Here is a 21,292-nt window from a genome sequence, read left to right on the forward strand (position 1 = left end):
CCGCAGCGACCCCGTGCGATACCGGCGGGATTACAGCGTCCGCTCGAAATCCCGCACCTGGCGCTTGGCCTCGTCGCGCGCGATGCCGTAACGCTCCTGCACCTTGCCGACCAGATACTCGGTATTGCCCTCGGCCCGGGTCAGGTCGTCGTCGGTCAGGTCGCCCCACTTGGCCTTGATCTTGCCGGTGAGCTGTTTCCAGTTGCCCTGGATGCGGTCGTCGTTCATGTCGTGTCACTCCGTTTGCGAATAGGGATGACAGGCGTGCCGTTGCAACCCGTCGCGGACCACTATCCGCACGGTGGCGTTAGGGCCAGGTGGTGGCGACGTGCATGGGTGGGGCGGGCGTTCAGGCGGTGGTGCATGGCGGAGGGTTCTAACCCGAGCGATGAACGCCGTTCGTGGCCGATTCCCACCAGTGGTCACACGGTGATTAGGATTCCGGTGTACGGATCATGATTGATTGGTGCTACTGAACGACTTCATCGGTGTGTGCAACCCAAAAGCCCGACGTCAGCGACAGATCCTCAACCAATCGATCGTTCTGCAGATCGAACGGCACGACCCGAAGGTGTAGATGCTGCGAATAGGTGAACACCGGCAACGGCTGCTGGAACCTGTGGGTCATGGGGTAGATCAGCAGCATCTGTCCTTCCGCGGGTAGGTAGCGGTGGCCGTAGGCGAAGAGCTGATAGAAGTCGGACTGGCTGAGGCCGTACTTATCCTTGGTGCCACCCAAGGCCTGGTCAAGCAGCTTCCACTTGGTATCCAGTACCCAGGTCCGCTCACCCTGCTTGATGAGAAAGTCGGGTTTGAGCTGAAACCAGTTCTGGCTGTCGTGTTCGCACAGGTACTGGCTGGACGCCTGCGTCTTGATTGTCGCGTCACGGGGTAGCGTCTTGCGCAGGCAGGCCTCGACATAGCGTTCGAAGATCTTCTCCATCGGGAACAGCAGGCTGGTGCCATGCCACTCGCCCATGACCGACAGCGGGGTCCGCTCGCCGAGTATCAATGCGCACCACGGACGTGCTGGTTGGTAGTGCGTGAGTAGGCGATCGCTGCGCCAGCGGCGGAAGTCCTCGTTGACATTGCGGCTGCGTGGCACCGGCGCGAGAAAGGTCGCCAGCTCGTGGGCTAGCCGCCAGTTGCCAGCGTCGCGGGTCAGCCGACAGACTCGGTCCAGCGCTAAGCACAGCAGCCGATTCTCGGGTCGGTCGGCATCAAACACGTCGTGCTCGATCTGGAACAGGTGGTCGCGTCCCGGCGGCTGGCGCAGCTGGCGCGGTACATCCAGCCGGCCGCGCAGAAAACGCTGCTCTTCCTGCACATGGTGGTAGTCGAAGCGCAGGCCGCGTTTTACGAGCTTGTCCAGCGCTTGCAGGAACTGACGCATCACCCATTCGGTCAGCGGTGCGTCAAAAGTCTGGATCTCGGTGGGCGACGTTTCACGGGCTGGCACATCCAGGCAACGTGCCAGCATCTTTCGCAGCAGCCGGCGGGCCGCGTCGCGGTTGTCGCCGTGTTCTGCCGTCTTTGGCAAGATCTCGATGCGCGTTCCGCAAGGCGTCTCGATCACGCCGACATAGCTGTCCAGCCGCAACCAGCGGCGATCATCCACCTGCACCAAAGCAGCGCCGGACTTCTGCAGTCGTGCGCTCTCACGGCACAGCCAGTCGAATGCCGATTCCGATACACGGGCGACGTCTAGCGAGCCCTCTGCAACGGCTGACGTGGTTAGCCGAGCGTATTCCCTGACGACGACAGGCTGGCGCACCTGTTCAGACCTTGCCGTCACCGAGAATGCCCAGGTAAGTCTGGGGCTTATTGAAGGCTTCTTCGTCCAATCGCCATGCCTTGGCTTCCGGTACGACGTCGCCCGTGTTGCCGAACAACGAGTCCATGGAATAAGTGGCGGGCACGACGAAACGGAATCCCTTGTCTTTGCGATGGTCGTTCAGGACCCACGCAATGCGCTGCCAGTCCTCAAAGAAGTATTCCTGAAGGAGCGGGATGATCTGCTTCAGGAAGATGCTCGACAGCCTCGACAGGTCGTTGCTGTTCTCGAGCGACATGAAATAGGCGTGACCAATCTGGTGGTCACGATCGAGCAAGATCTCGATGCGGCGGTTCATCGTTTCAAGTACAGCCGACATGTCGATTTCGGCCACTTTGATGCCTGTCAGCTTGTCCGGCCTGGGGGGCATTTCCACAAAGTCGAAGCGTCGACGAAGCGCTATATCGAGGCCGGCCAGTGAACGGTCAGCCGTATTCATGGTGCCGATCAGGTACACGTTATCCGGCACGCTGAATGGATCTTTCGAGTAGGGCAGCAAAACCTCGAGCGCCTCGGCAGCACCTGAGCGCTTGGATGGCTCGATCAGCGTGATCAGCTCGCCAAAGATTCGCGAGACATTGCCCCGATTGATCTCGTCGATGATCAACACGCGCGGCCGGTCAGGACCGGCCCCCGTGTCTTCGGATTTCAGAAGCGCGCGAAACTTGTCGTAGTTGATCGAGCCCGCTCGCAGCTCGTATACGGTCATCTGACTGAAGCGGTTTTCCATCAGCGCGCCGTAGGGCAAGGCGGGCTTATAGGCGCGCAGCCAACGTACAGTTCGCGCCTGGGAGTAGTTGTCACTCTCACGAGCAACCAACTCATAGTCGGCGGTGATCTCGCCAATGGCACGGAACTTCAAGTTGCCTTCGCTCACGACAACGAGGTCGCCCTTCTTCATCTGGCGGACAAAGGTATTGATGGCCGTGATCGGGTAGTCACCCAGCGAGAGCTGCTCACCGGAGGCGGCAAAGACCTTTTGGATATCTTCGCGGGATTGGCACTGAGAAAAGTCTGCATTGTTGCCAAAGCCCATCAGGGCAAGGCCTTTCTCCATGCACTCCTCGTAGATGTGTCCCTCGGTGTTGGAGTCGCCCAGCGACAACTTCCAGATGCGCCGCCCCGACAGCTCCAGTGGAGCGTCGTCGCTCCTGCGTACCAGCCGGGTGCGCGCGGATTCACAGAGCTCCTTGAAGACGCCGTCTTCCACGTCATAGCGGATCTGCCTGGTATCGGGATCAGAGCTCGCGCTCAAACCCTCGACGAAGTTCTCGTAGCTGAAGCTCTGGTGGAACGTCACGAACTGCACAAGGCCTTCCTTCGCCAGTTCGTCGTAGCGCTGCTTGAGCTCCTTCCGGCGCTCGTCGCTTTCGTCATCACCCAACCGCAAGAGAAATGAAGGGTCGAGGATCTCCAGAGCCTTCTCGATGGCCTGGTAGGTCTTCCCCGTCCCCGGCGGTCCGAAAAGGATCTGATTCAAAGGGGGGCGCTCGGCGGCACAGTCTTTCGCCGAGGTCGCAGTGGAGGTTGTTGCAACCGGTGCCACCGGACCGACTGCATGGGTCGCCACCTTGGAGGACAAAAGGTAGGTCCCATTACCGTCCTGAGTGACGGTGATGACGTCACCTGCCGCTGCACCAATGTCCTTGAAGTAGCTGCCCAGCCGGTGACGTAGTCGACCGCTGCCGGGGCTTGAAACGCGTATGTCGGTGTCGAACTCCAGGCCCGAGTCGGTGCGGAAGTGCGCCGTGTCGGCGGCGTCTTCCGGCGTCTTGCCGCCGTACATGGTCTCCGGGAACGGCGCGGAGATGAGGTTGACCGGGAGATAGCCGTGCTTGACAGCTCCCTCGCTCAGCTTGACGACAAACGGTGTGTTGGCCACCCAGTCTTTCCAGAGCCGTTCGCTGAACGCGAAGATGCTCTCATCCGCCTGGCGCAATTTCGCGAGGGATCGATAGAGCTCACTTTGAGGTGTCGTGCTATCGGAAGCCGGCAGGCCGAGAAGGTGCAAAAGAGGCTTGCGCACGTATACGCAGGGGATGCTCGGGTTCTGCAGCGGCTGATAGTGAAAGGCAATTTTCCAGCGATAGGCCGCGCCAAGCGGGCTGCTGTCGATCTCGTCCAGGCGACCGTCACGAGCAGCCTTGGCCACGGCTACCACATGGCCACGGATGGCCTGAAATGCCTCTTCAGGGGAGCTGCCGAATCGGCGGTACCACCCGTAGTGCTCGTCGTAAGCCAGCGCCGTGTCGCCATCGCGCGCCACGGTGTCCTTGCGGGAGAAGATCGCGAACTTGAAAGCGGAGCCCCCCGCGATGCTGCCGTAATCAATCAGCCGGAATTCCAGCCAATAGATGAAGCAGTCCTTGTCACCCGCCGTGGTGTACTGGGCCAGGGTCATGGTGCGTAGCCGCTCCAGCGGCCACACCTGAAGAAACTCGCGCCACAACGTGTCGTCCGGGCTGAAGGCCATGGGTCAAAACTCCATCGTGGTTTGTTGCATCGTGCGCGGCGGGTGACCGAGGGGGACGACATCGTTCTGGCGCATCCACCCCAGCCATTTGTGCAGCTCGGCGGGCGCAAAGCGCTGCTTGCTGGCGTGCCAGTGCTCGCGCACCTCTTTGACGATCCAGTCGTCGTCCAGCGTGTGACCATCAAGCAGGGCGTCGTTCCAGGCAGCAAAAAGGGTGGCGATGATCTCGACCTGTTCGGTCTTCAAGCCACCCATCAAGTCGATCAGTCGATCCATCTCTTCGCGCAAAGGGCCAAGCACGGCGACGCCTTCTTCGGCCAACGCCTTGAGAGCCTTACCGGGCACGTAGCTCACCTTTTCCTTACCGGAAGGAAGCGTCTCGACGCGGTGGGTGTACCAGTCAGCGGCCTCGGCCTGCTTCTCCAACGCGTAGATGCCGGTGTCCAGCGGGCCGGCTGCTTGGCGCATGTAGCGGCCACTCAGATTCAGGCCAAGGCGCGACTCGGCCAGATAGAGGTGCTTCATGTGCGCGGTACGGCCGAAGTTTCGCTTGGAGGCGAGATGCGAGACCACGTAGCCGCTCACGGCAGCGCGTGGATGTTCGATGTTCACCGTTGGAGCAGGGGCCAGCGCTTCGTGTAGCAGTGCGTCGAGCAGGCGACTGCGGGTGGTTTCGCTGGTGGTGAGGCTGGCTTCCAGCTGGTCACACAGCATCATCAGCTCGTCGAGTTTGGCGACGATACGGTGCTGTTCCGCGAGTGGCGGCAGTGGCAGTAAGGCTCGCCGCATATCCGACACGTTTACGTGTCTCGCGCCAATTCCCTTGTGCCGCTCTAAGAGTCTTTCCAACGATGAGGGCTCCGATATAGCGAGTTGAAAGTACTTTGGAGTCATTAAATCCGAGGGACGAAAAAGCATGACTCTTTGGCCCATACAGCAGCGCATCCCCTCGGGGACCACCGCCGATTCGCCAACGCTGCCCTCCCTCGCAAAGATGATGTCGCCGGCCTCTGGTGTAAGGCGGCGGATGCGGTCCCGATAGACTTCTTCGCTTACGAAGCGAAGCTTGGCGTGTAAGACGGTGCCGCCCTTGACGCTGTTGGTGTCAAGACAAGCGATTCCGTGCGAACTAAACACAGGGGTGGAATGCGGGCAATCCACGATTGCTGCGCATATTTCTTCTGTGGTCGCCCATATCCAGTTGACCGGAAGCTCATACGGCGTTGCGCTATCAGCGGTGTGGCGGCGGCTCTCATCTCTATCGTCTGATTTCCGCTTTGCTGATTTGAGTAATTCTTGCTGGACCTGTTCGCAATCGTGGCGTTGGGCCACGAGCTTGCCGCGGACGGCGAGGTTGAGGATGGTTTGGCGGAGTTGCTTGATCTGGTCGGGGCGGGTGGTGAGAGCCGGGAGGGAGTCGAGGGCGAAGCGGGCGTCGGCGCGGAAGGTGTCCGGATCGGGCGCGTTGAGGCGAGTCAGGCTTGCCGCGGCCAGCCGGTCGCGCGTGGCCTCGCGCTGCGTCCGCGCTGCTTCCAGCTGATCGCACAGCGCCATCAGCTCATCGACCTTAGCGACGATGCGGTGTTGTTCGGCTAGCGGAGGTAGTGGGAACGGCGAATAGGCAAAGTAGTCGGTCGGCACACGCTTCTGCCCCGCAGTGCCTGTCATCCTGGGGATGCCTGATTCGATGAAGTGCGGACTCTTGAGGAAAATGAGCACGTAGTCCGGATTGATCAACAACGGCCGAACGATGTGCAACTCCGTTGTTCCACTCCCTAACTTCCCGGACAAATTCCTGAATACGGTGGACTTGCCGTTCTCGAAGCAGGGCGTGATCTTCGCCAGTCCAACATCACCCTCCGAAAAATGCGTATAACCCTTTTTGATTTCCCGCCATACGCGAACCTCATGGCCATTCGGTGCCCCGTACTCAGCGGCAATCAAGTTCATCGGGACAAAGGACGCCTGCATATCATCAGCCGCGTCGTTGCGCGGGCTCAATATCCCGATCTCGGCGATCTGTGACCACGTCCAATCGGATGGGATCGCAAAAGGCGCTTCTTCAGGTGGCGGGGCCGACTTTGCCTTTCTGACGGTCTCTGTTTGGATAAGCCGCGTCTTCTCGGCAGTGACCCTCTCCAGCAGTTTGCTGGCGGGCTCGTCGCCAGACTCCTGCGCCACCAACTTTCCCCTTACCGCCAGGTCCAGCACGAACCGCCGCAGCTTTGCGATCGCATTCGGCGCGTCTGCGATTCGCGCGTAGTGCGTCAACAAACCTTGGACATTCATCGCGCCAGCGCCTCGGCCAGGATCGCCTTGAGCTGGTCGCGCAACCGCGCCGTCTCGGCTTCGGCGGCGTCGAGGTCAACGAGCAGGGTCTCCGGGTCTCCGTGGTCTTCGGCTTCGGTGTGCGGGTTCCTGATGTCGAGGTTGTAGCCGCGGGCTTTGATCTCCTTCGCCGTCACTTTCCATGCCTGCGGGGTTTCGACACGGCCTTCGCGGCTGGCGCCGCCCCACCAGTCGACGCAATCCTGCAGGTGCTCGATCCTGATTGGCCGGGTCATGGAGTAGGCCTTCTGGCCTTCGGGCACGCGGTGCTCGTAGTACCAGATGTCCTGCGTGGGGCTGCCCTTTTCGAAGAACAGCAGGTTGGTGCCGATGCTGGCGTAGGGTTTGAACACGCTGTTGGGCAGCCGCACGATGGTGTGCAGGTTGCACTCTTCCAGCAGGTGCTCCTTGAGGCGGGTCTTTACGCCTTCGCCGAACAGCGAGCCGTCCGGCAGCACGATGGCCGCGCGGCCGCCGGGCTTGAGCAGGCGGATGAACAGCGCCAGGAACAGGTCGGCGGTTTCCTTGGTGCGGAAATGCGCGGGGAAGTTGGACTCGATGCCGTCCTCTTCCTTGCCGCCGAAGGGCGGGTTGGCAAGGATGATGTCGACGCGCTCCTTCTGCTCCCAGCTGATGTAGGGCCGGGCCAGGGTGTTGTCGTGCTGCACGAAGCTGGGGTCTTCGATGCCGTGCAGCAGCATGTTGGTGACGCACAGCATGTGCGGCAGCGGCTTTTTCTCCACCGCGCGCAGGCCCGCTTGCAAGGCCTTTTCGTCGGCCACCGATTTCACGTAGCGGTCGCGCATGTGGCGGATGGCGCATGTGAGAAAGCCACCCGTGCCGCAGGCCGGATCGAACAGCTTTTCGCCGGGGTGCGGGTCGATGCGGTCGACCATGAAGGCGGTAACCGCGCGCGGCGTGTAGTACTCGCCGGCGTTGCCCGCGTTCTGCAGATCGTTGAGCAGCTGCTCGTAGACCTCGCCGAAATGCTTGCGCTCGGCCAGGTCGTTAAAGTCTACGGTGTTGATCTTGTTGATCACCTGACGCATCAGGTGGCCGGACTTCATGTAGTTGTAAGCATCACCGAACAGGCTGCGGATGACGCGGGCGCGGTTGGCCTGCTTGCCTAGCGCGGGCAATTCCTTGAGCGCGGGAAACAGGTCGTCGTTGACGAAGGCCATCAGCGTGTCGCCGGTGTCACCCTCGGGATCGGCGGCCCAATTACGCCATTGCAGGCGCGGCGGGATCGGCGAGGTGAAGCCGTCCTGCATCAGCTCCAGCTGCTGATCCTGATCGTCGATGATCTTGAGGAAGAACATCCAGCACAGCTGGGAGAGGCGCTGGGCATCGCCATCGACGCCGACATCCTGGCGCATGAGGTCCTGGATGGATTTAACAGTGGTGCGGGCTGACATCGATTACTAACCTAAATGCTTGAGGAGCTTGAAGAGCGGATCGCGAGAGTTGGGGTAGAGAGCGGTGCGCGCGACCTTTGGGAAGTCAGGATCTGCCCAAAAGCAGCGCAGATCGAGACAAAACTTGGCAATCAGCCTCCTACCGAAATCGATTTCGTAGTGCCTGTAGTTCTGCTTCTGTTCGAAGTCGGGCATCTCCGGGTATTCACCGAGTAAGTAGCCCTCCTGGATATACGGGCGAACAGCGTTGGGCGGGCAGATGCCTGCCAGCTTGACCGTCTGCAGGCCCGCTTCAGCGCTCGCACTGATTACACCGCTGATATTGGGCACGGCGAGCACATAGACGAACGCTGTTGGCCCTCTTCCCACGGATGCAAAAGAGGCAGCAATCCGAATGGATTGCGACACATCGAGGAGTGGTGTGCCGCATTTCTCATAGTGCTGGAGAATCGACCAACGAAGAAGGCGGTGCCTCGCGACGCGCTGTCTGCCTAACGCCTCGCTGAATTCAAGGGTTTCCATCAAGCGGCGTTCGTAACGTTTGAGCTCCTCGAACCTCGATCTCAACTCCTCAGGAACCGGGGGGATGAGAGGTTTTTCAGGATCAGAGCGAAGAATGCTCGGCTTCAACGTGGTGTTACGCGCACTGTTCTTGAAGTCGGTGGGTTGTCCTCGGAAAAAGAGCACGTGCTCCTGGTTATAGAACTGGAGCTCGGCGACTTTCTTCGCTAGCTCAAGATAGGACGAGACTGGATGGCCATCGCCTGCTCGAATTTCACTGTTTGTCGCTTGCTTTATCTTCTTGGTGTCGTCAAAGAAGGCGAAGACTTTGGCTTTTCCGACCTCTTCCATGGCTATGCTGTCTCGTCGTAAAGCGCGTTCTGAAGCTCGTGCACAGCGTGCTCGAAGCCGGCCTTGCCGCCGAAGGGTTTGATGAGCTGAATGGGCGTGCCCATCGCGTTGAACGGAGGGATCTCCAGCACCCGCACATTATCCAGATCGGTGACCACGCCTTCATCCCGGTATTTGTCGAGCAGCGCTTCCAACACCGCGCGGGCTTGCGGGCCGTATTTGGTGAACACGTCGCGCTTGGTCACGTTGTCGGCACGCTCGCGTCGGCTCATCGGTGGCTGGTCGAAGGCGATGTGACAGATCAGGTCGAAGGGATCAAGATCCTTGCCCACCTCTTGCTGCAGCGGCTCCAGCAGTAGGCCTTCCTCGGCCAGCTCGGCAATCAGCGACTCCTTGCGTTCGGCTTCGCGCCAGCGGCGCAGGAAGGCATCCAGACTGATGAAGTGGCGGCGAATGGTGTTGCGGCTGTAGTCGCGCAAGGACTCGGTGACCAGCTTGCCGGATTCATCGAGGTATTCCACGCGTTCCAGCACTACGGTGACCGGGCGCTGCCTGACGTAGAACTTGCGGGGACGGTCGTCCTCGACGCTGGGCGGCGGAATCTGTGGCGGTGATTGATCGACGATGGTCTCTTCGTCGGTGGGCTGCGGCGGTAACGGCGTGCCGTCCTCATCAAGAGGCACATCATCGGGAGGAACCGGCGAGTCGTAGGCCTCGGGCTGGTAGATTTGCACTGGTTCGCCGTCGAAGTCGGGGTCAGCGAAGTGGTTAGTGGCTTTGCGGAAATCGACCAGAGTGAAGTAGTACTTGTGGGTGTCCTCGTGGACGCGCGTGCCACGACCGACGATCTGCTTGAACTCGGTCATTGAGCCCACTTCGCGGTCGAGCACGATCAGGCGGCAGGTCTGCGCGTCCACTCCCGTGGAAAGCAGGCGCGACGTGGTAACGATCACCGGCCAGGTCGACTCGGGGTCGATGAAGTTGCCAAGCTGCGCAGTGCCCTCAGCATCGTCGCCGGTGATGCGCATGACATAGCGTGGGTTCACCTTCACGAGGTCGGCGTTTTCGTTGACCAGCGCTTGGCGCATGCGCGCGGCGTGCTCGGTGTCGACACAGAACACGATGGTCTTCTGAAAGCGGTCGCCGCTCTGCTTCAGGTAATCGGAAATCCATTTCGCTACGCGCTGGGTGCGCTCATCAATCACCAGAGTGCGGTCGAAGTCCTTCTCGTTATAGAGCCGGTCGTCAATCGCGTAGCCATGCTTGTCGGTTTCGCCGCGCTGCGGGCGGTAACCCTGCACGTCGACATCCAGATGCACCTTGATCACCTTGTACGGAGCCAGGAAGCCGTCGCTGATGCCCTGCTTGAGCGAGTAGGTGTACACCGGCTCGCCGAAGTAGTGGATGTTGGAGACGTACTCGGTCTCCTTGGGCGTGGCGGTGAGGCCGATCTGGGTCGCGTTACCGAAGTACTCCAGAATCTCCCGCCAGGCCGAATCTTCGGCTGCGCTCCCGCGGTGGCACTCGTCGATCACGATGAGATCGAAGAAGTCCGGCGAGAATTCGCGGAACAGCTTCTGGCGTTCTTCCGGCCCGGTGATCGCCTGGTACAGGCCGAGATAGATTTCGTAGGCCGGGTCGATGCGGCGCTTCTTGTCCAGCGCCAGCGTCAGCTCGATCTCGCTGCCGTCCGCGCGCTCGATCGTCTTGCTGGCGGTGCTGAGCTTGGCCATGGCCGCGCCGAATGGGCGGAAATCGTTGACCATGGTCTGATCGATCAACACGTTGCGGTCGGCCAGGAACAGGATGCGTTTCTTCTGCCCCGCCTTCCACAGCCGCCAGATGATCTGGAACGCGGTATAGGTCTTGCCAGTGCCGGTGGCCATCACCAGCAGGATTCGGTTCTGCCCCTTGGCGATCGCCTCGACGGCGGCGTTGATGGCGTTGCGCTGGTAGTAGCGTGGCTCCTTGCCGCTGCCATCCTCGTAGTATGCCTGCAGGACGGTACTTTCCTGTGCGGGCTGCAGGCCCTTCCAGCTTCGGTAATGGTTCCACAGTTCGTGCGGGCTGGGGAACGCGTCCATCGACAGCGACTGCTCAAGCGGCACCGAAACGCCACTGCGGTCGTGGAACTGGAAACCTTTGCCGTTGGAGGAGAAAACGTACGGGATATCGAGCGTGGCGGCATAGCCCAGCGCCTGCTGCATGCCGTCGCCGACGGTATGGGACTGATCCTTGGCTTCGATCAGCGCCAGCGGGAGATGCTTGTAATACAGGACGTAGTCAGCCCGCTTTGCCTTGCCTCGGGTGACCAGCCGGCCGCGCACGATGATGCGACCTTTGGTAAAGCCCACTTCCTCGCGAATTTGTGTCTGCACGTCCCACCCGGCAGCCACCAGCGCTGGGGTGATGAATTTGGTGCAGACATCGCGTTCGCTCAGTTTCGCCCCTGCGTCCACTGCCCTAGGCCCCTGGTTGCCCGTTCGAAGCGCGGGTGTTCCCAGAGCTTAACAAAGGATGCCTCAAATAATGCCTTCTGAGAGCTTTGGAATTGGTCGGTTGGAAACAGACCCTAGGGAGATCTGTGTGCGATGCCTGTGGAGTTGGCAGCCGTCTAGAGATCCCGCATAAGCTAACCAGCTCCTGTGGATGGCAGCGCCAAACTTTTGAAGAACGCATGGCGGGCGCCACGCGCGCAGGATGGTGGGCCCACCAGGACTCGAACCTGGAACCAAGGGATTATGAGTCCCCTGCTTTAACCATTGAGCTATAGGCCCGCGAGCGTGGGAGTTTACCGTAGGGCGCGGCGCGCCCACGAGATCGGACCTTCGCCGGAACGAAGAAGCCCCGCGTCGGCGGGGCTCCCTGGCGGGCGCGGCGGGTTGTTCGGTCATTGCCGGGCTTGCTGCGGCACCTTGCGGATCTTGTCCATGGGGTAGCCCAGCGCCTGCACCCGGGCCAGCAGCGCGTCGTAGTCGGCCTGCGGAATGGTCGGCGTGCGCGCCATCACCCAGGTGTAGTCGCGCGCGTCGCGGGCCACGATGACCTGGCTGTAGTCGTCCTTGAGGTAGGCCACGATGTACTGCGCCTTCAGCGGCCAGAACACCTGCACGCCCCACACCGCATTGCCGCTGCCGGGCTTGACGATGCCGGTGGAGTGGATGTCCTTCTTCTCGCCGTCGAAGCTGCCTTCGCGGAAATGGAACGAAGTGGCGACGTCGCCATTGGGCTTGAGCGCGTAGACCTCCAGCGCGTCGTAGGCGTTTTTCTCGAAGCGGGTGGGGATGCTGGCGATCACGTACCAGTTGCCCATGAAGCGGGGCAGGTCGACGTGGGCCACCGGGGTGATCGGCGGCAGTTCGCTGGCGCAGGCGCTGGCGTTCAGCAGCACGGCGCAGGCCATCAGCAGGGTCTTCGAAAGTTTCATGGTCGCTCCGGGCGAAGGTGGTGAGGGGCGCGCAGTCACGGCCGCGCGAAGCGGTAGTGCGCCACCAGCCACTCCTGGCCGTCGGCGTAGCCGAACAGTTCGGCGCAGGACATCCAGAACATGCGCCAGCGCTGGAACCACAGCGGCGCCGCCTGCCGTCCATAGGCTTCGGCGAGTACGTTCATCACCTGCTCGCGGTGGGCATCCTGGTTGGCCAGCCAGTGGTTGGCGGTGCGCTGGTAGTGCGTGCCGTCGACGTGCCAGCGCTGTTCGAGGTGCAGCGCGGACTGGAACCACAGCAAGGTGTCCGATGCCGGCATCAGCCCGCCGGTGAAGAAATGCCGGCCCATCCAGTTGTCGTCGCCCGCGGTCTCGAACGGGTACATCGCGGTCTTGTGCGCGAAGATGTGCACGAACAGCTTGCCGCCGGGCCGCAGCCAGCCGGCGATACGCTGCAGTAGGGTCTCGTAGTTGCGCATGTGCTCGAACATCTCGATCGACACGCAGCGGTCGAACTGGGCTGCTTCCAGTTCCAGCCGGTTCACGTCGCAGGTCGTCACGCGCACGTTGAACAGCCCGCGGCTGCGGCACTGTGCCTCGATGTATTCCCGCTGCTGGTTGGAATTGGAGACGGCCCTGATCCGCGCATTCGGATAGCGCTCGGCCATCCACAGGGTCAGCGAACCCCAGCCGCAACCCAGCTCCAGGATCCTCTGCCCATCGGCCAGTTCGGCGCGTTCGCTATATAGCGCCAGCATGGCCTCCTCGGCTTCGTCCAGCGACTCGTCGCCGCGCGGGTAGTGGCAGCCGGAATATTTCAGCCGCTTGCCCAGGCACAGCTCGAAGAACGCCGGCGGCAGTTCGTAGTGTTGCGCGTTGGCCTTGTCGGCATGGATCGCCACCGGGCTGTGCCGCAGCATCGCGATGCGTTCGGAGTAGCGTGCGGCCTGGGCGTCGAGGCCGCCGGCCTGCTCTTCGCGCAGGCGCTGCGCGCACAGCCGGCGGATGCCCCGGCGCAGCAGGGCATCGGGGATATGGCCACGTTCGGCCATGCCCAGCAGGCCCGGCGCCGGGCGCTCGCCCGGCAGTTCGGTGATGGCGGGGGCGGCGGTATTCATCGGTCGTTCCTCCTGGGAAACCAGGGAATCAGCATCGGGGTGGTGCGCTGGTATTCGCGGTAGTCCTCGCCGCGACTGCGCAAGGCCTGCGCCTCGGTGTACGGCACGCCGCTGATCCAGCGCAGGAACACGTACATCAGCAGCGGACCGGACCAGGCCAGCCAGGCGATCGGCGAACCGATGGCGAGGCCGACGTAGGCGAACCAGTGCAGCCACTCGAAGAAGTAGTTCGGGTGGCGCGACCAGCGCCACAGGCCCGCACGGCAGGTACGGCCCCGGTTGGCCGGGTCGCTGCGAAAGCGTGCCAGCTGCGCGTCGGCGATCGACTCGCCGATCACGCCGAGCAGCCAGATCGCCGCGGCGACGAGCAGCCACAGGCCGGAAGCTTCCGGGTTGCGCGACACCGCCACGAACGGCAGCGCGAACAACACGACCAGCACGGCCTGGAACTGGAAGAAGGCGAAGAACCTCCACTGGCTGCCGTGCCAGTGCGCGCGCAGGTTCCGGTAGCGGCCGTCCTCCGGCTCGCCGCGCACCCGTCGCCACAAATGGACGGCCAGACGGCCGCCCCACAGGCCGCCGAGAACGGCCAGCAGCAGCCGCGTCCACGGCGCGCCGCTGCCGGTGATCGCCAGCAGCACGGCACTGCCGCCCACGCCGGCGGCCCACAGCGCGTCGACGATGCCCGCATTGGCGTGGGTGCGCTGCCAGCGCCAGCCCAGGCTCATCATGGCCGCCGCGAGCGTCCACACGATCAGCAGTTGCCAGCAGGCATTCATGCGGCCTGTCCTCGTGCCGGCCGGGACGAAGCGGTCGTGCGCGACGACGTCGAGACGCGCCTCGCCAGCCAGGCCAGCGCGGGGGTCGCCAGCGCCCAGCCGGCGGCAAGCACCAGCAGGCCGCGCCAGGCCGGCTCGGCGAAGCTCACCACCTGCCAGCCGCGCGCGGCGCCCAGATAGGCCAGCGGGCCGCCGGCCAGTCCCAGCAGCGCCGCCAGCCACAAGTGATTCTGCAGGTGGCGCAGCGACTGGCTGAAGGTCAGCGCGAAGGTGATCCACAGCGCCAGGATCCACGCCGGGGCCAGTCGCGGATTCGGCCAGCCGCTGGCATAGCTGACCAAGCCATAGCGGATCATCCCGCCGTCGAGCAGGACACCGAGCACCGTTGCGGCCGCGATCAGGCTGAGATCGACGCGGATATTCCGCGCCAGGGCCAACTGGGCCACTGCGTAGACCAGCATGCCGAGCACGCCCGGCCAGGCCATGCCGTGGCCGGCACCGATCACCGCGGCAAACCACACTGCCTGGTAGCCGATCAGGCTGGGCCAGAAGCTCATGCCGGCATCTCCACGCCAGCGGCCAGCCCGGGCAGCACGGCGGCGCGGCGATGGCCGGGCTTGGCCAGCAGCAGCTGCGCCACGCCGATCGAGCGCTCGCGGAAGCCACCTTCGCAATACGCCAGGTAGAACTCCCACATCCGGATGAAGCGCTCGTCGAAGCCCAGCGCACGTACCTGCGGCAGCTTCGCCATGAAGCGTTCGCGCCAGGCTTTCAGGGTCAGCGCGTAGGAGCTGCCGAAGTCGTCCAGCCGGGTCAGCGCCAGGTCGCTGGCGCGGGTCTTCGCCGCCAGCAGCGCGTTGATCGACGGGATGAAGCTGCCGGGAAACACGTGGCGCTTGATGAAGTCGACCGATTTCACGGCCTGCGCGTAGCGGTGATCCTCGATGGTGATCGCCTGCAGCAGGGCCAGGCCATCCGGTTTCAGCAGGCGGCCGAGCTTTTCGAAATAGACGTCCAGGTAGGCCGCGCCGATCGCCTCGACCATCTCGATCGAGACCAGCTTGTCGTAGTGGCCGTCGAGGTCGCGGTAGTCCCGCAGCAGCAGGGTGACGCGATCACCCAGGCCCGCAGCCGCGACGCGGGCGCTGGCCAGCGCATGTTGCTCGCGCGAGATGGTGGTGGTGGTGACATGGCAACCGTAATGCGTGGCCGCGTACAGCGCGAAGCCGCCCCAGCCGGTGCCGATCTCGATCACCCGGTCGGTCGGCTTCAGGTCCAGCTTGCGGCAGATCCGCTCCAGCTTGCGCGCCGAAGCGGTCTCCAGCGTGTCGGCCGGATCGGTCCAGAGCGCGGACGAATACATCAGGTCGCTCGACAGGAACAGGCCGAAGAAGTCGTTGCCGAGGTCGTAGTGCGCCGCGATGTTGCGCCGGCTGCCGTCGCGGGTGTTCCGGCGCAGCGTGTGCCAGGCGCGCATCGCCATGCCGCCGAGGCGGGCCAGCCCGCTTTCCATCCCGTCGAGCAGGTCGCGGTTGCGCAGCAGCAGCTGGATCAGCCCCACCGGATCGTCGCAGCGCCAGTGGCCGTCCATGTACGACTCGCCGGCGCCGACGCTGCCGTTGCGCGTCACCGCGCGGTAGAACTCGGGGTCCAGCACCCGCAGCTGGATCGAAAGATCCGGATGCGCACCGGCCGGGTCGCCCAGCTCGACCGTGCCGCAGGCGTCCATGAGCAGCAGCCGGCCGTGCCGCAGGCCGCGCAGCCGGCGGAGCAGTTGCTGGCGCAGGAAGCGGTCGATGGCGCCGAAGGGCGCGTTTTCACCTGCAAGGGTGGTGGCGATGTCGTTCATGTCGGGTCTCGGGGATGTCTTCACTCGGAATCACGGGAATGCAGCGAAGGGTGGTCGTGCACCGGGTTGCGCTTCAGCCACAGCCGCAGCGCCTGCCAGTGGATGGCGCCGACCACCTGCGCGGTCATCAACGGGTAACGCCACAGCACGCGCGCCAGCGACGCGCCGCCGAGCGGCCGGCGCGTGAGGTTCAGCGTGGCGTCGAACGTGCGTGCACCGTCGCGCAGCACGTTCATGTGCACGCGCAGGTCGTCGCCGGGCACGGTGAAGCGCCAGTCGTAGGCGCAGTCCATCGGCATGAACGGCGAGACATGGAAGGTCTTGGCGAATGTCCAGTGCAGCGCGCGACCGTGGATGCGCGCGTGCTCGATCGGCAGCACGTAGGCGTGGCGCTCCTTCCATGGCGTGTTGGTGACCTCGGCCAGCACCGCCACCAGGGTTTCGCCGTCCAGGGCGTAGCAGTAGTAGAAGCTGACCGGGTTGAACACCAGGCCGAAGTAGCGCAGGTGGGTGAGCAGGCGCACCGGCCCGGCCGGGCGCTGGCCGGTGGCCTGCTCGACGCGGCGGCGCACCGCTTCGGCCAGCGGCACGCCGGCGGGGCCGAGATAGTCGCTGCGGCGGAACTGCGCCACGTTGCCGTGCGCGGTCGACCACAGCCAGCGCCGGGCGAACACCTGCTCGACCTCGTCCAGATCCAGATACAGCTGGGCCATGCGATAGGCGAACGCGTGCGGGTGCGGCGCGTGGCGGCGATGGCGCACCACGCCTTCATACACCGCGCTGCGCGGCTGCCACTTCGTGCTGGCGGTTTGCGCCGTCACGCCACCAGCTCCGCTTCGCGCGCCATCGTTGCCGGCATCGGCCCGGTGCGCAGCGGCCAGTGCACGCCAAGCGCGGCGGCGACTTCCACCGCGCTGCGCATGCCGTCCTCGTGGAAGCCCCAGCCCCACCAGGCGCCGGCGAACCAGGTGCGGCGAGCGCCCTGGATTTCCGCCTTGCGCGCCTGCGCCTGTACCGATGCGCGGGTGTAGACCGGGTGGTGGTAGCGCATGCACGCCAGCACCTTGTCCGGGTCGATCGCCGCTGTGCGGTTGAGCGTGACCACGAACGGTTCGGGCGAATCGATGCCCTGCAGCAGGTTCATGCAGTAGCTGACCGTGCAGGCAGCGTCGGCATCGCGTGGCAGCCAGGCGTTCCACGCCGCCCACGCCTTGCGCCGGCGCGGCAGCACGCTGGCGTCGGTATGCAGCACGGTGTCGTTGGCCTGCCAGGCGATCGCGCCGAGGATCGATTGCTCGCGCTCGCTCGCATCGGCGAGCAGGGCCAGCGACTGGTCGCTGTGGCAGGCCAGCACGATCTGCTCGAAACGCTCGGTGCCGGCGGCGCTGTCCACCTCCACCCCGTCGTGCTGCCGCCGGATGGAGAACACCGGGCAGTTCAGCCGCTCGCGCACCGGCCAGTGCGCGCGCAGCGCCGCCACGTAGGTCGACGAGCCGTCCTTCACCACGCGCCACTGCGGACGGTCGCTGAGCTGCAGCATCTGGTGGTTGGCCATGAACTGCACCAGGTAGCGCGCCGGAAACTGCAGGATCTGCGTGGGCGGCGACGACCACAGCGCCGACGCCATCGGGACCAGGTGCTCGTCGCGGAACGCCGCGCCGTAGCGGTGCTGATCCAGGTAGGCGCCCAGCGTGGTCGCGTCATCACGCTGCGACAGCAGCGCCGGGGCCTCGCGATAGAAGCGGGCCAGGTCGCGCACCATGCCCAGGAAGCGCGGCGACAGCAGGTTGCGGCGCTGGCAGAACAACGTGTCCAGCGTGGCCGCGTTGTACTCCAGCCCGCTCGCCTCGCTGTGCACCGAGAAGCTCATCGTGGTCGGCTGCGAGGCCACGCCGAGCTGCGCGAACATCTGCGTCAGCAGCGGGTAGTGCGCCGGGTTGTGCACGATGAAGCCGCTGTCGATGCGGTAGCGCCGGCCGGCCTGCTCCACCGCGTGGGTGTGGGTGTGCCCGCCGAAATAGCTGTTCGCCTCGAACAGGGTGACCTCGTGCTGGCGCGACAGCAGCCACGCCGAGGCCAGCCCCGCGATGCCCGATCCGACCACGGCGATGCGCATGGCTTCAGTACCTCGCCCTGGCCAGCACCCAGGCCGGCACCGGCTTCAGGCCGCGCACCAGGCCAAGCGCCGCCATCAGCTTGAGCCCGTACCAGGTCAGGTCCACTTCCCACCAGCGGAAGCCCTGGCGGCTGGAGCCGGGAAAGAAATGATGGTTGTTGTGCCAGCCTTCGCCGAAGGTGAGCAGGGCCAGCCACAGGTTGTTGCGGCTGTCGTCCTTCGTCTCGAAGCGGCGCCTGCCGAGGCGGTGCGCCAGCGAGTTGATCGTTACGGTGGCGTGGAACAGCACGATGGTCGAGACGAAGAAGCCCCACACCAGCATCTGTCCGCCGCTGGTGCCAAGCTGCGGCGCGATATCCTGCAGCAGTACGCCCAGGCCATACAGCGCCAGTGCCAGCAGCACCGGCACTGCAATGTCATAGCGATCCAGCCAGCGCAGTTCCGGATACCCGGCCAGATCCGGTACCCGCGACAGGTCGGTGCGGAAGTTGCGCGGCGTGAGGAACCAGCCGACGTGGCTCCACAGGAAACCGTGCACGCCCGGCGAATGCGGGTCGTTCGCGGTGTCGGCGTGGCGGTGGTGCTGGCGGTGGTGCGCGGCCCACCACAGCGGCCCGCGCTGCACGCAGGAGGCACCGATCGTGGCGAACACGAACTGCACCGTGCGCGAAGTCTGGAAGCTGCGATGCGAGAAATAGCGGTGGTAAAACCCGGTCAGCGCGAACATGCGCAGCGCATACAGCGCCGCCGCCACGAGCAGCGCAATCGGCGACACGCCCACCCAGGCCACGCCGAGGCAGGCCAGGTGCATCGCCACGAACGGCACGGCACGCAGCCAGTCGATGCGGTCCTCGCGCGCCTCGTCCACCTCCACCACCGCGCTGGTATCGAACCAGCGGCGCAGCGTGCGCAGCAGCCAGGCGGGCTTCGGGCTGGCCTGATGTGTCGCGCCGCCGGTCGAGGCTTCGACTCGGCGGGGCAGCGCAATCCGGGGCGGTCGGGGAGTGGCCATGAAAGGTGCCTGTCAGCGGTATCAATGACAGATACGGCGGAAGCCGCGTAGCGGATGCATGGGCGGTGAAGCGGACGCACTTCACGCCGCTTCGCCACGGCCTGTGTGAAGAAGCGGATCCGGAAGACCGCGCAACTCGTATGTGATGACACACGCCGGGAGAGACGCATGTCGGGCATGAAACAGATCGTTGGAGTGATCGGCTGGCTGTTGCTCAGCTTCGCCGCCGCCGCGACCGGTGCGATGGCCTCGGTGCAGGCCGCCACTTTCTACCGGCGATTGGCGCAGCCATCGTGGGCGCCGCCCGCGTCGGTGTTCGGCCCGGTGTGGTCGGTGCTGTACGTGCTGATGGGCATGGCCGCCTGGCTGGTCTGGCGCAACGGCGGTTGGCGCCGGCAGCATGGCGTGCTCGCGCTGTTCGTGATCCAGCTGATGGCCAATGCGCTGTGGAGCTGGCTGTTCTTCGGCTGGCACCGCGGTGCGCTGGCCTTCGCCGACATCGTGCTGCTGTGGCTGCTGATCGTCGCCACCGCGATCGGCTTCTGGCGCGTGCGGCCACTGGCTGGCGCGCTGCTTCTGCCGTACCTGGGCTGGGTCGGCTTCGCCATGGCGCTGAACTACGCGGTGTGGCATCTCAACCCGTCGACGCTGGGCTGATACTGCTGCTTAGCGGATGGACGCATAGGCGTCCAGCGCCTGCTGGCGTGACTGGCCCAGGTCGATCATCGGCACCGGATAACCGCTGCGCTTGAGCAAGGCGGTGTCGGTCCACGGTTCGTGCAGCAAGGGCAAGGGCGCACTGGCCAGTTCAGGCAACCAGCGGCGCAGGTAGTCACCGCTCGGGTCGAATTTTCTTGCTTGCGTCACCGGATTGAACACGCGGAAGTAAGGCGCGGCGTCCGCACCGCAGCCGGCCACCCATTGCCAGCCCAGCGTGTTGCTGGCCAGGTCGGCATCGACCAGGGTGTCCCAGAACCAGCGCGCGCCGTGCCGCCAGTGCTGGCGCAGGTTCTTGGTCAGGAAGCTGCCCACGATCATGCGCACGCGGTTGTGCATCCAGCCGGTGTGCCACAGCTCGCGCATGCCGGCGTCGACCAGCGGGATGCCGGTGCGGCCGCGCCGCCAGCGTTCGAGCAGCGCGTGGTCCGCGGGCGCCCACGGGAAATCGTCGAAGCGCGGATTGAAGTTGCCGGCGGCTGTGTGCGGAAAGTGCCAGAGCAGGTGGTGGGCGAATTCGCGCCAGCCGAGTTCGCGCAGGTAGGGTTCGAGATCGGGGCGGCGCTTCGCATCGGTGGCACGGGCGCGGCGATCGAGTTCGAAATGGATCTGCTGCGGCGAGATCTCGCCGAAGTGCAGGTGCGGCGACAGCCGCGAGGTGCCGTGGCGTGCGGGCAGGTCGCGTGCGTGCGCGTAGTCGCCGATAGCGTCGTCGGCGAAGAGCTCCAGCAACTCGCGCGCGCCCGCGGCGCCGGGTCGCCAGCTTTCGGCCAGCCCGCCGGCCCAGGCGATGCGCGGCAGCAGTTCGAGCGCGGCCAGCGGCAAGCCGCCAGGCAGCTCGTGCCAGCCCGGAACGCGCGCTGCGGGCAGCGGCTCCGTCACCTGCAGTAGCGGGCGCAGGTTGCGCCAGTACGGCGTGAACACCTTGTACGGGTCACCCTGCCGGGTGGCGGTCTGCCAGGGTTCGCGCCACAGCGTGGCGTTGTGGCTGTGCACCGCGATGCCCTCGGCCCGCAGCGCGCTCTTGACCCGCGTGTCGCGCGCGATCGCGGCCGGTTCGTACAGCCGGTTCCAGTACACCGCGTCGGCGCCGCTGCGGCGGACCAGTTCGCGCAGTACTTCAAGCGGGTCGCCACGGCCCAGGTGCAGGCCAGCTCCATTCGCGCGCAGCTCCCGCTCGAGCGCGGCCAGCGAGTGGTGCAGCCACCAGCGGCTGGCGGCGCCGGCCGCCCACTCGCCGTCGTCGCCGGGTGCGTGGATGAATACCGGCAGCACCCGCGCGTGCGCGGCGCACGCGGTGTCGAGTGCCGGGTTGTCGGCCACGCGCAGGTCGCGCCGGAACAGCACCAGCGCCGTGCTCATCGGCTCGCGC

General features: G+C 64.5%; 17 protein-coding genes and 1 tRNA gene. 1 reads left to right on the forward strand and 17 read right to left on the reverse strand.

All coding sequences use genetic code 11. The annotated features are described in order from the left end of the window. Nucleotides 1–30: 30 nt before the first annotated feature. From RHOFW104R8_RS07825 to RHOFW104R8_RS07900, 16 genes are all read right to left on the reverse strand, one after another. The gene (locus RHOFW104R8_RS07825) at nucleotides 31–228 is read right to left on the reverse strand and encodes a CsbD family protein (protein WP_068094291.1); all 198 of its coding nucleotides are present in this window, start codon (nucleotides 226–228) and stop codon (nucleotides 31–33) included. Between the two features lie 241 nt (nucleotides 229–469). After that, nucleotides 470–1,774, reverse strand: coding sequence for an McrC family protein (locus RHOFW104R8_RS07830; protein WP_068094589.1), 1,305 nt, complete (start codon nucleotides 1,772–1,774; stop codon nucleotides 470–472). Between the two features lie 4 nt (nucleotides 1,775–1,778). Beyond that, on the reverse strand, nucleotides 1,779–4,307 hold the full coding sequence (locus RHOFW104R8_RS07835; RefSeq protein ID WP_068094294.1) for an AAA family ATPase: 2,529 nt from the start codon (nucleotides 4,305–4,307) through the stop codon (nucleotides 1,779–1,781). Nucleotides 4,308–4,310: 3 nt separating this feature from the next. After that, nucleotides 4,311–6,596 carry a restriction endonuclease subunit S gene (locus RHOFW104R8_RS07840; RefSeq protein ID WP_082823565.1) on the reverse strand — a complete coding sequence of 762 codons (2,286 nt, stop codon included), beginning with the start codon at nucleotides 6,594–6,596 and terminating at the stop codon, nucleotides 4,311–4,313. Beyond that, nucleotides 6,593–8,050: a class I SAM-dependent DNA methyltransferase gene (locus tag RHOFW104R8_RS07845; protein ID WP_068094296.1), complete on the reverse strand. Its 1,458-nt coding sequence runs from the start codon at nucleotides 8,048–8,050 to the stop codon at nucleotides 6,593–6,595. The genes RHOFW104R8_RS07840 and RHOFW104R8_RS07845 overlap by 4 nt, the downstream gene beginning before the upstream one ends. 6 nt (nucleotides 8,051–8,056) lie before the next feature. Then, nucleotides 8,057–8,902: an FRG domain-containing protein gene (locus tag RHOFW104R8_RS07850; RefSeq protein WP_068094298.1), complete on the reverse strand. Its 846-nt coding sequence runs from the start codon at nucleotides 8,900–8,902 to the stop codon at nucleotides 8,057–8,059. A gap of 2 nt (nucleotides 8,903–8,904) precedes the next feature. Continuing rightward, a complete protein-coding gene (hsdR, locus tag RHOFW104R8_RS07855) occupies nucleotides 8,905–11,361 on the reverse strand; it encodes an EcoAI/FtnUII family type I restriction enzme subunit R (protein WP_068094300.1) in 2,457 nt (818 codons plus the stop codon). 242 nt (nucleotides 11,362–11,603) lie between these two features. After that, nucleotides 11,604–11,679, reverse strand: a tRNA-Ile gene (locus RHOFW104R8_RS07860). 113 nt (nucleotides 11,680–11,792) lie between these two features. After that, the gene (locus tag RHOFW104R8_RS07865; protein ID WP_068094302.1) at nucleotides 11,793–12,329 is read right to left on the reverse strand and encodes a lipocalin family protein; all 537 of its coding nucleotides are present in this window, start codon (nucleotides 12,327–12,329) and stop codon (nucleotides 11,793–11,795) included. 35 nt (nucleotides 12,330–12,364) lie between these two features. Continuing rightward, on the reverse strand, nucleotides 12,365–13,447 hold the full coding sequence (locus RHOFW104R8_RS07870) for a cyclopropane-fatty-acyl-phospholipid synthase family protein (RefSeq protein WP_068094304.1): 1,083 nt from the start codon (nucleotides 13,445–13,447) through the stop codon (nucleotides 12,365–12,367). Further along, a complete protein-coding gene (locus RHOFW104R8_RS07875) occupies nucleotides 13,444–14,226 on the reverse strand; it encodes a DUF1295 domain-containing protein (protein WP_068094307.1) in 783 nt (260 codons plus the stop codon). The genes RHOFW104R8_RS07870 and RHOFW104R8_RS07875 overlap by 4 nt, the downstream gene beginning before the upstream one ends. Next, nucleotides 14,223–14,783 carry a DUF2878 domain-containing protein gene (locus tag RHOFW104R8_RS07880; RefSeq protein WP_068094310.1) on the reverse strand — a complete coding sequence of 187 codons (561 nt, stop codon included), beginning with the start codon at nucleotides 14,781–14,783 and terminating at the stop codon, nucleotides 14,223–14,225. The genes RHOFW104R8_RS07875 and RHOFW104R8_RS07880 overlap by 4 nt, the downstream gene beginning before the upstream one ends. After that, the gene (locus tag RHOFW104R8_RS07885) at nucleotides 14,780–16,075 is read right to left on the reverse strand and encodes a cyclopropane-fatty-acyl-phospholipid synthase family protein (RefSeq protein WP_068094312.1); all 1,296 of its coding nucleotides are present in this window, start codon (nucleotides 16,073–16,075) and stop codon (nucleotides 14,780–14,782) included. The genes RHOFW104R8_RS07880 and RHOFW104R8_RS07885 overlap by 4 nt, the downstream gene beginning before the upstream one ends. Nucleotides 16,076–16,095: 20 nt before the next feature. After that, nucleotides 16,096–16,896: a DUF1365 domain-containing protein gene (locus RHOFW104R8_RS07890; RefSeq protein WP_068094314.1), complete on the reverse strand. Its 801-nt coding sequence runs from the start codon at nucleotides 16,894–16,896 to the stop codon at nucleotides 16,096–16,098. Then, a complete protein-coding gene (locus RHOFW104R8_RS07895) occupies nucleotides 16,893–18,191 on the reverse strand; it encodes an NAD(P)/FAD-dependent oxidoreductase (RefSeq protein ID WP_068094315.1) in 1,299 nt (432 codons plus the stop codon). The genes RHOFW104R8_RS07890 and RHOFW104R8_RS07895 overlap by 4 nt, the downstream gene beginning before the upstream one ends. 4 nt (nucleotides 18,192–18,195) lie before the next feature. After that, a complete protein-coding gene (locus RHOFW104R8_RS07900; RefSeq protein ID WP_068094592.1) occupies nucleotides 18,196–19,095 on the reverse strand; it encodes an acyl-CoA desaturase in 900 nt (299 codons plus the stop codon). A 276-nt stretch (nucleotides 19,096–19,371) separates the two neighbouring features. On the opposite strand from RHOFW104R8_RS07900, the gene RHOFW104R8_RS07905 reads away from it, so the two are divergent. Continuing rightward, nucleotides 19,372–19,860 carry a TspO/MBR family protein gene (locus RHOFW104R8_RS07905; protein WP_068094316.1) on the forward strand — a complete coding sequence of 163 codons (489 nt, stop codon included), beginning with the start codon at nucleotides 19,372–19,374 and terminating at the stop codon, nucleotides 19,858–19,860. 9 nt (nucleotides 19,861–19,869) lie between these two features. Here RHOFW104R8_RS07905 and RHOFW104R8_RS07910 read toward each other — a convergent pair whose 3' ends face one another. After that, nucleotides 19,870–21,282 (reverse strand): deoxyribodipyrimidine photo-lyase, encoded by a 1,413-nt coding sequence (locus RHOFW104R8_RS07910; protein ID WP_068094317.1) that lies wholly within the window; start codon nucleotides 21,280–21,282, stop codon nucleotides 19,870–19,872. Between the last annotated feature and the right edge of the window lie 10 nt (nucleotides 21,283–21,292).

The sequence above is a fragment of the Rhodanobacter sp. FW104-R8 genome, assembly GCF_001617365.1.
In the GTDB taxonomy this organism is placed as follows: Bacteria; Pseudomonadota; Gammaproteobacteria; order Xanthomonadales; family Rhodanobacteraceae; genus Rhodanobacter.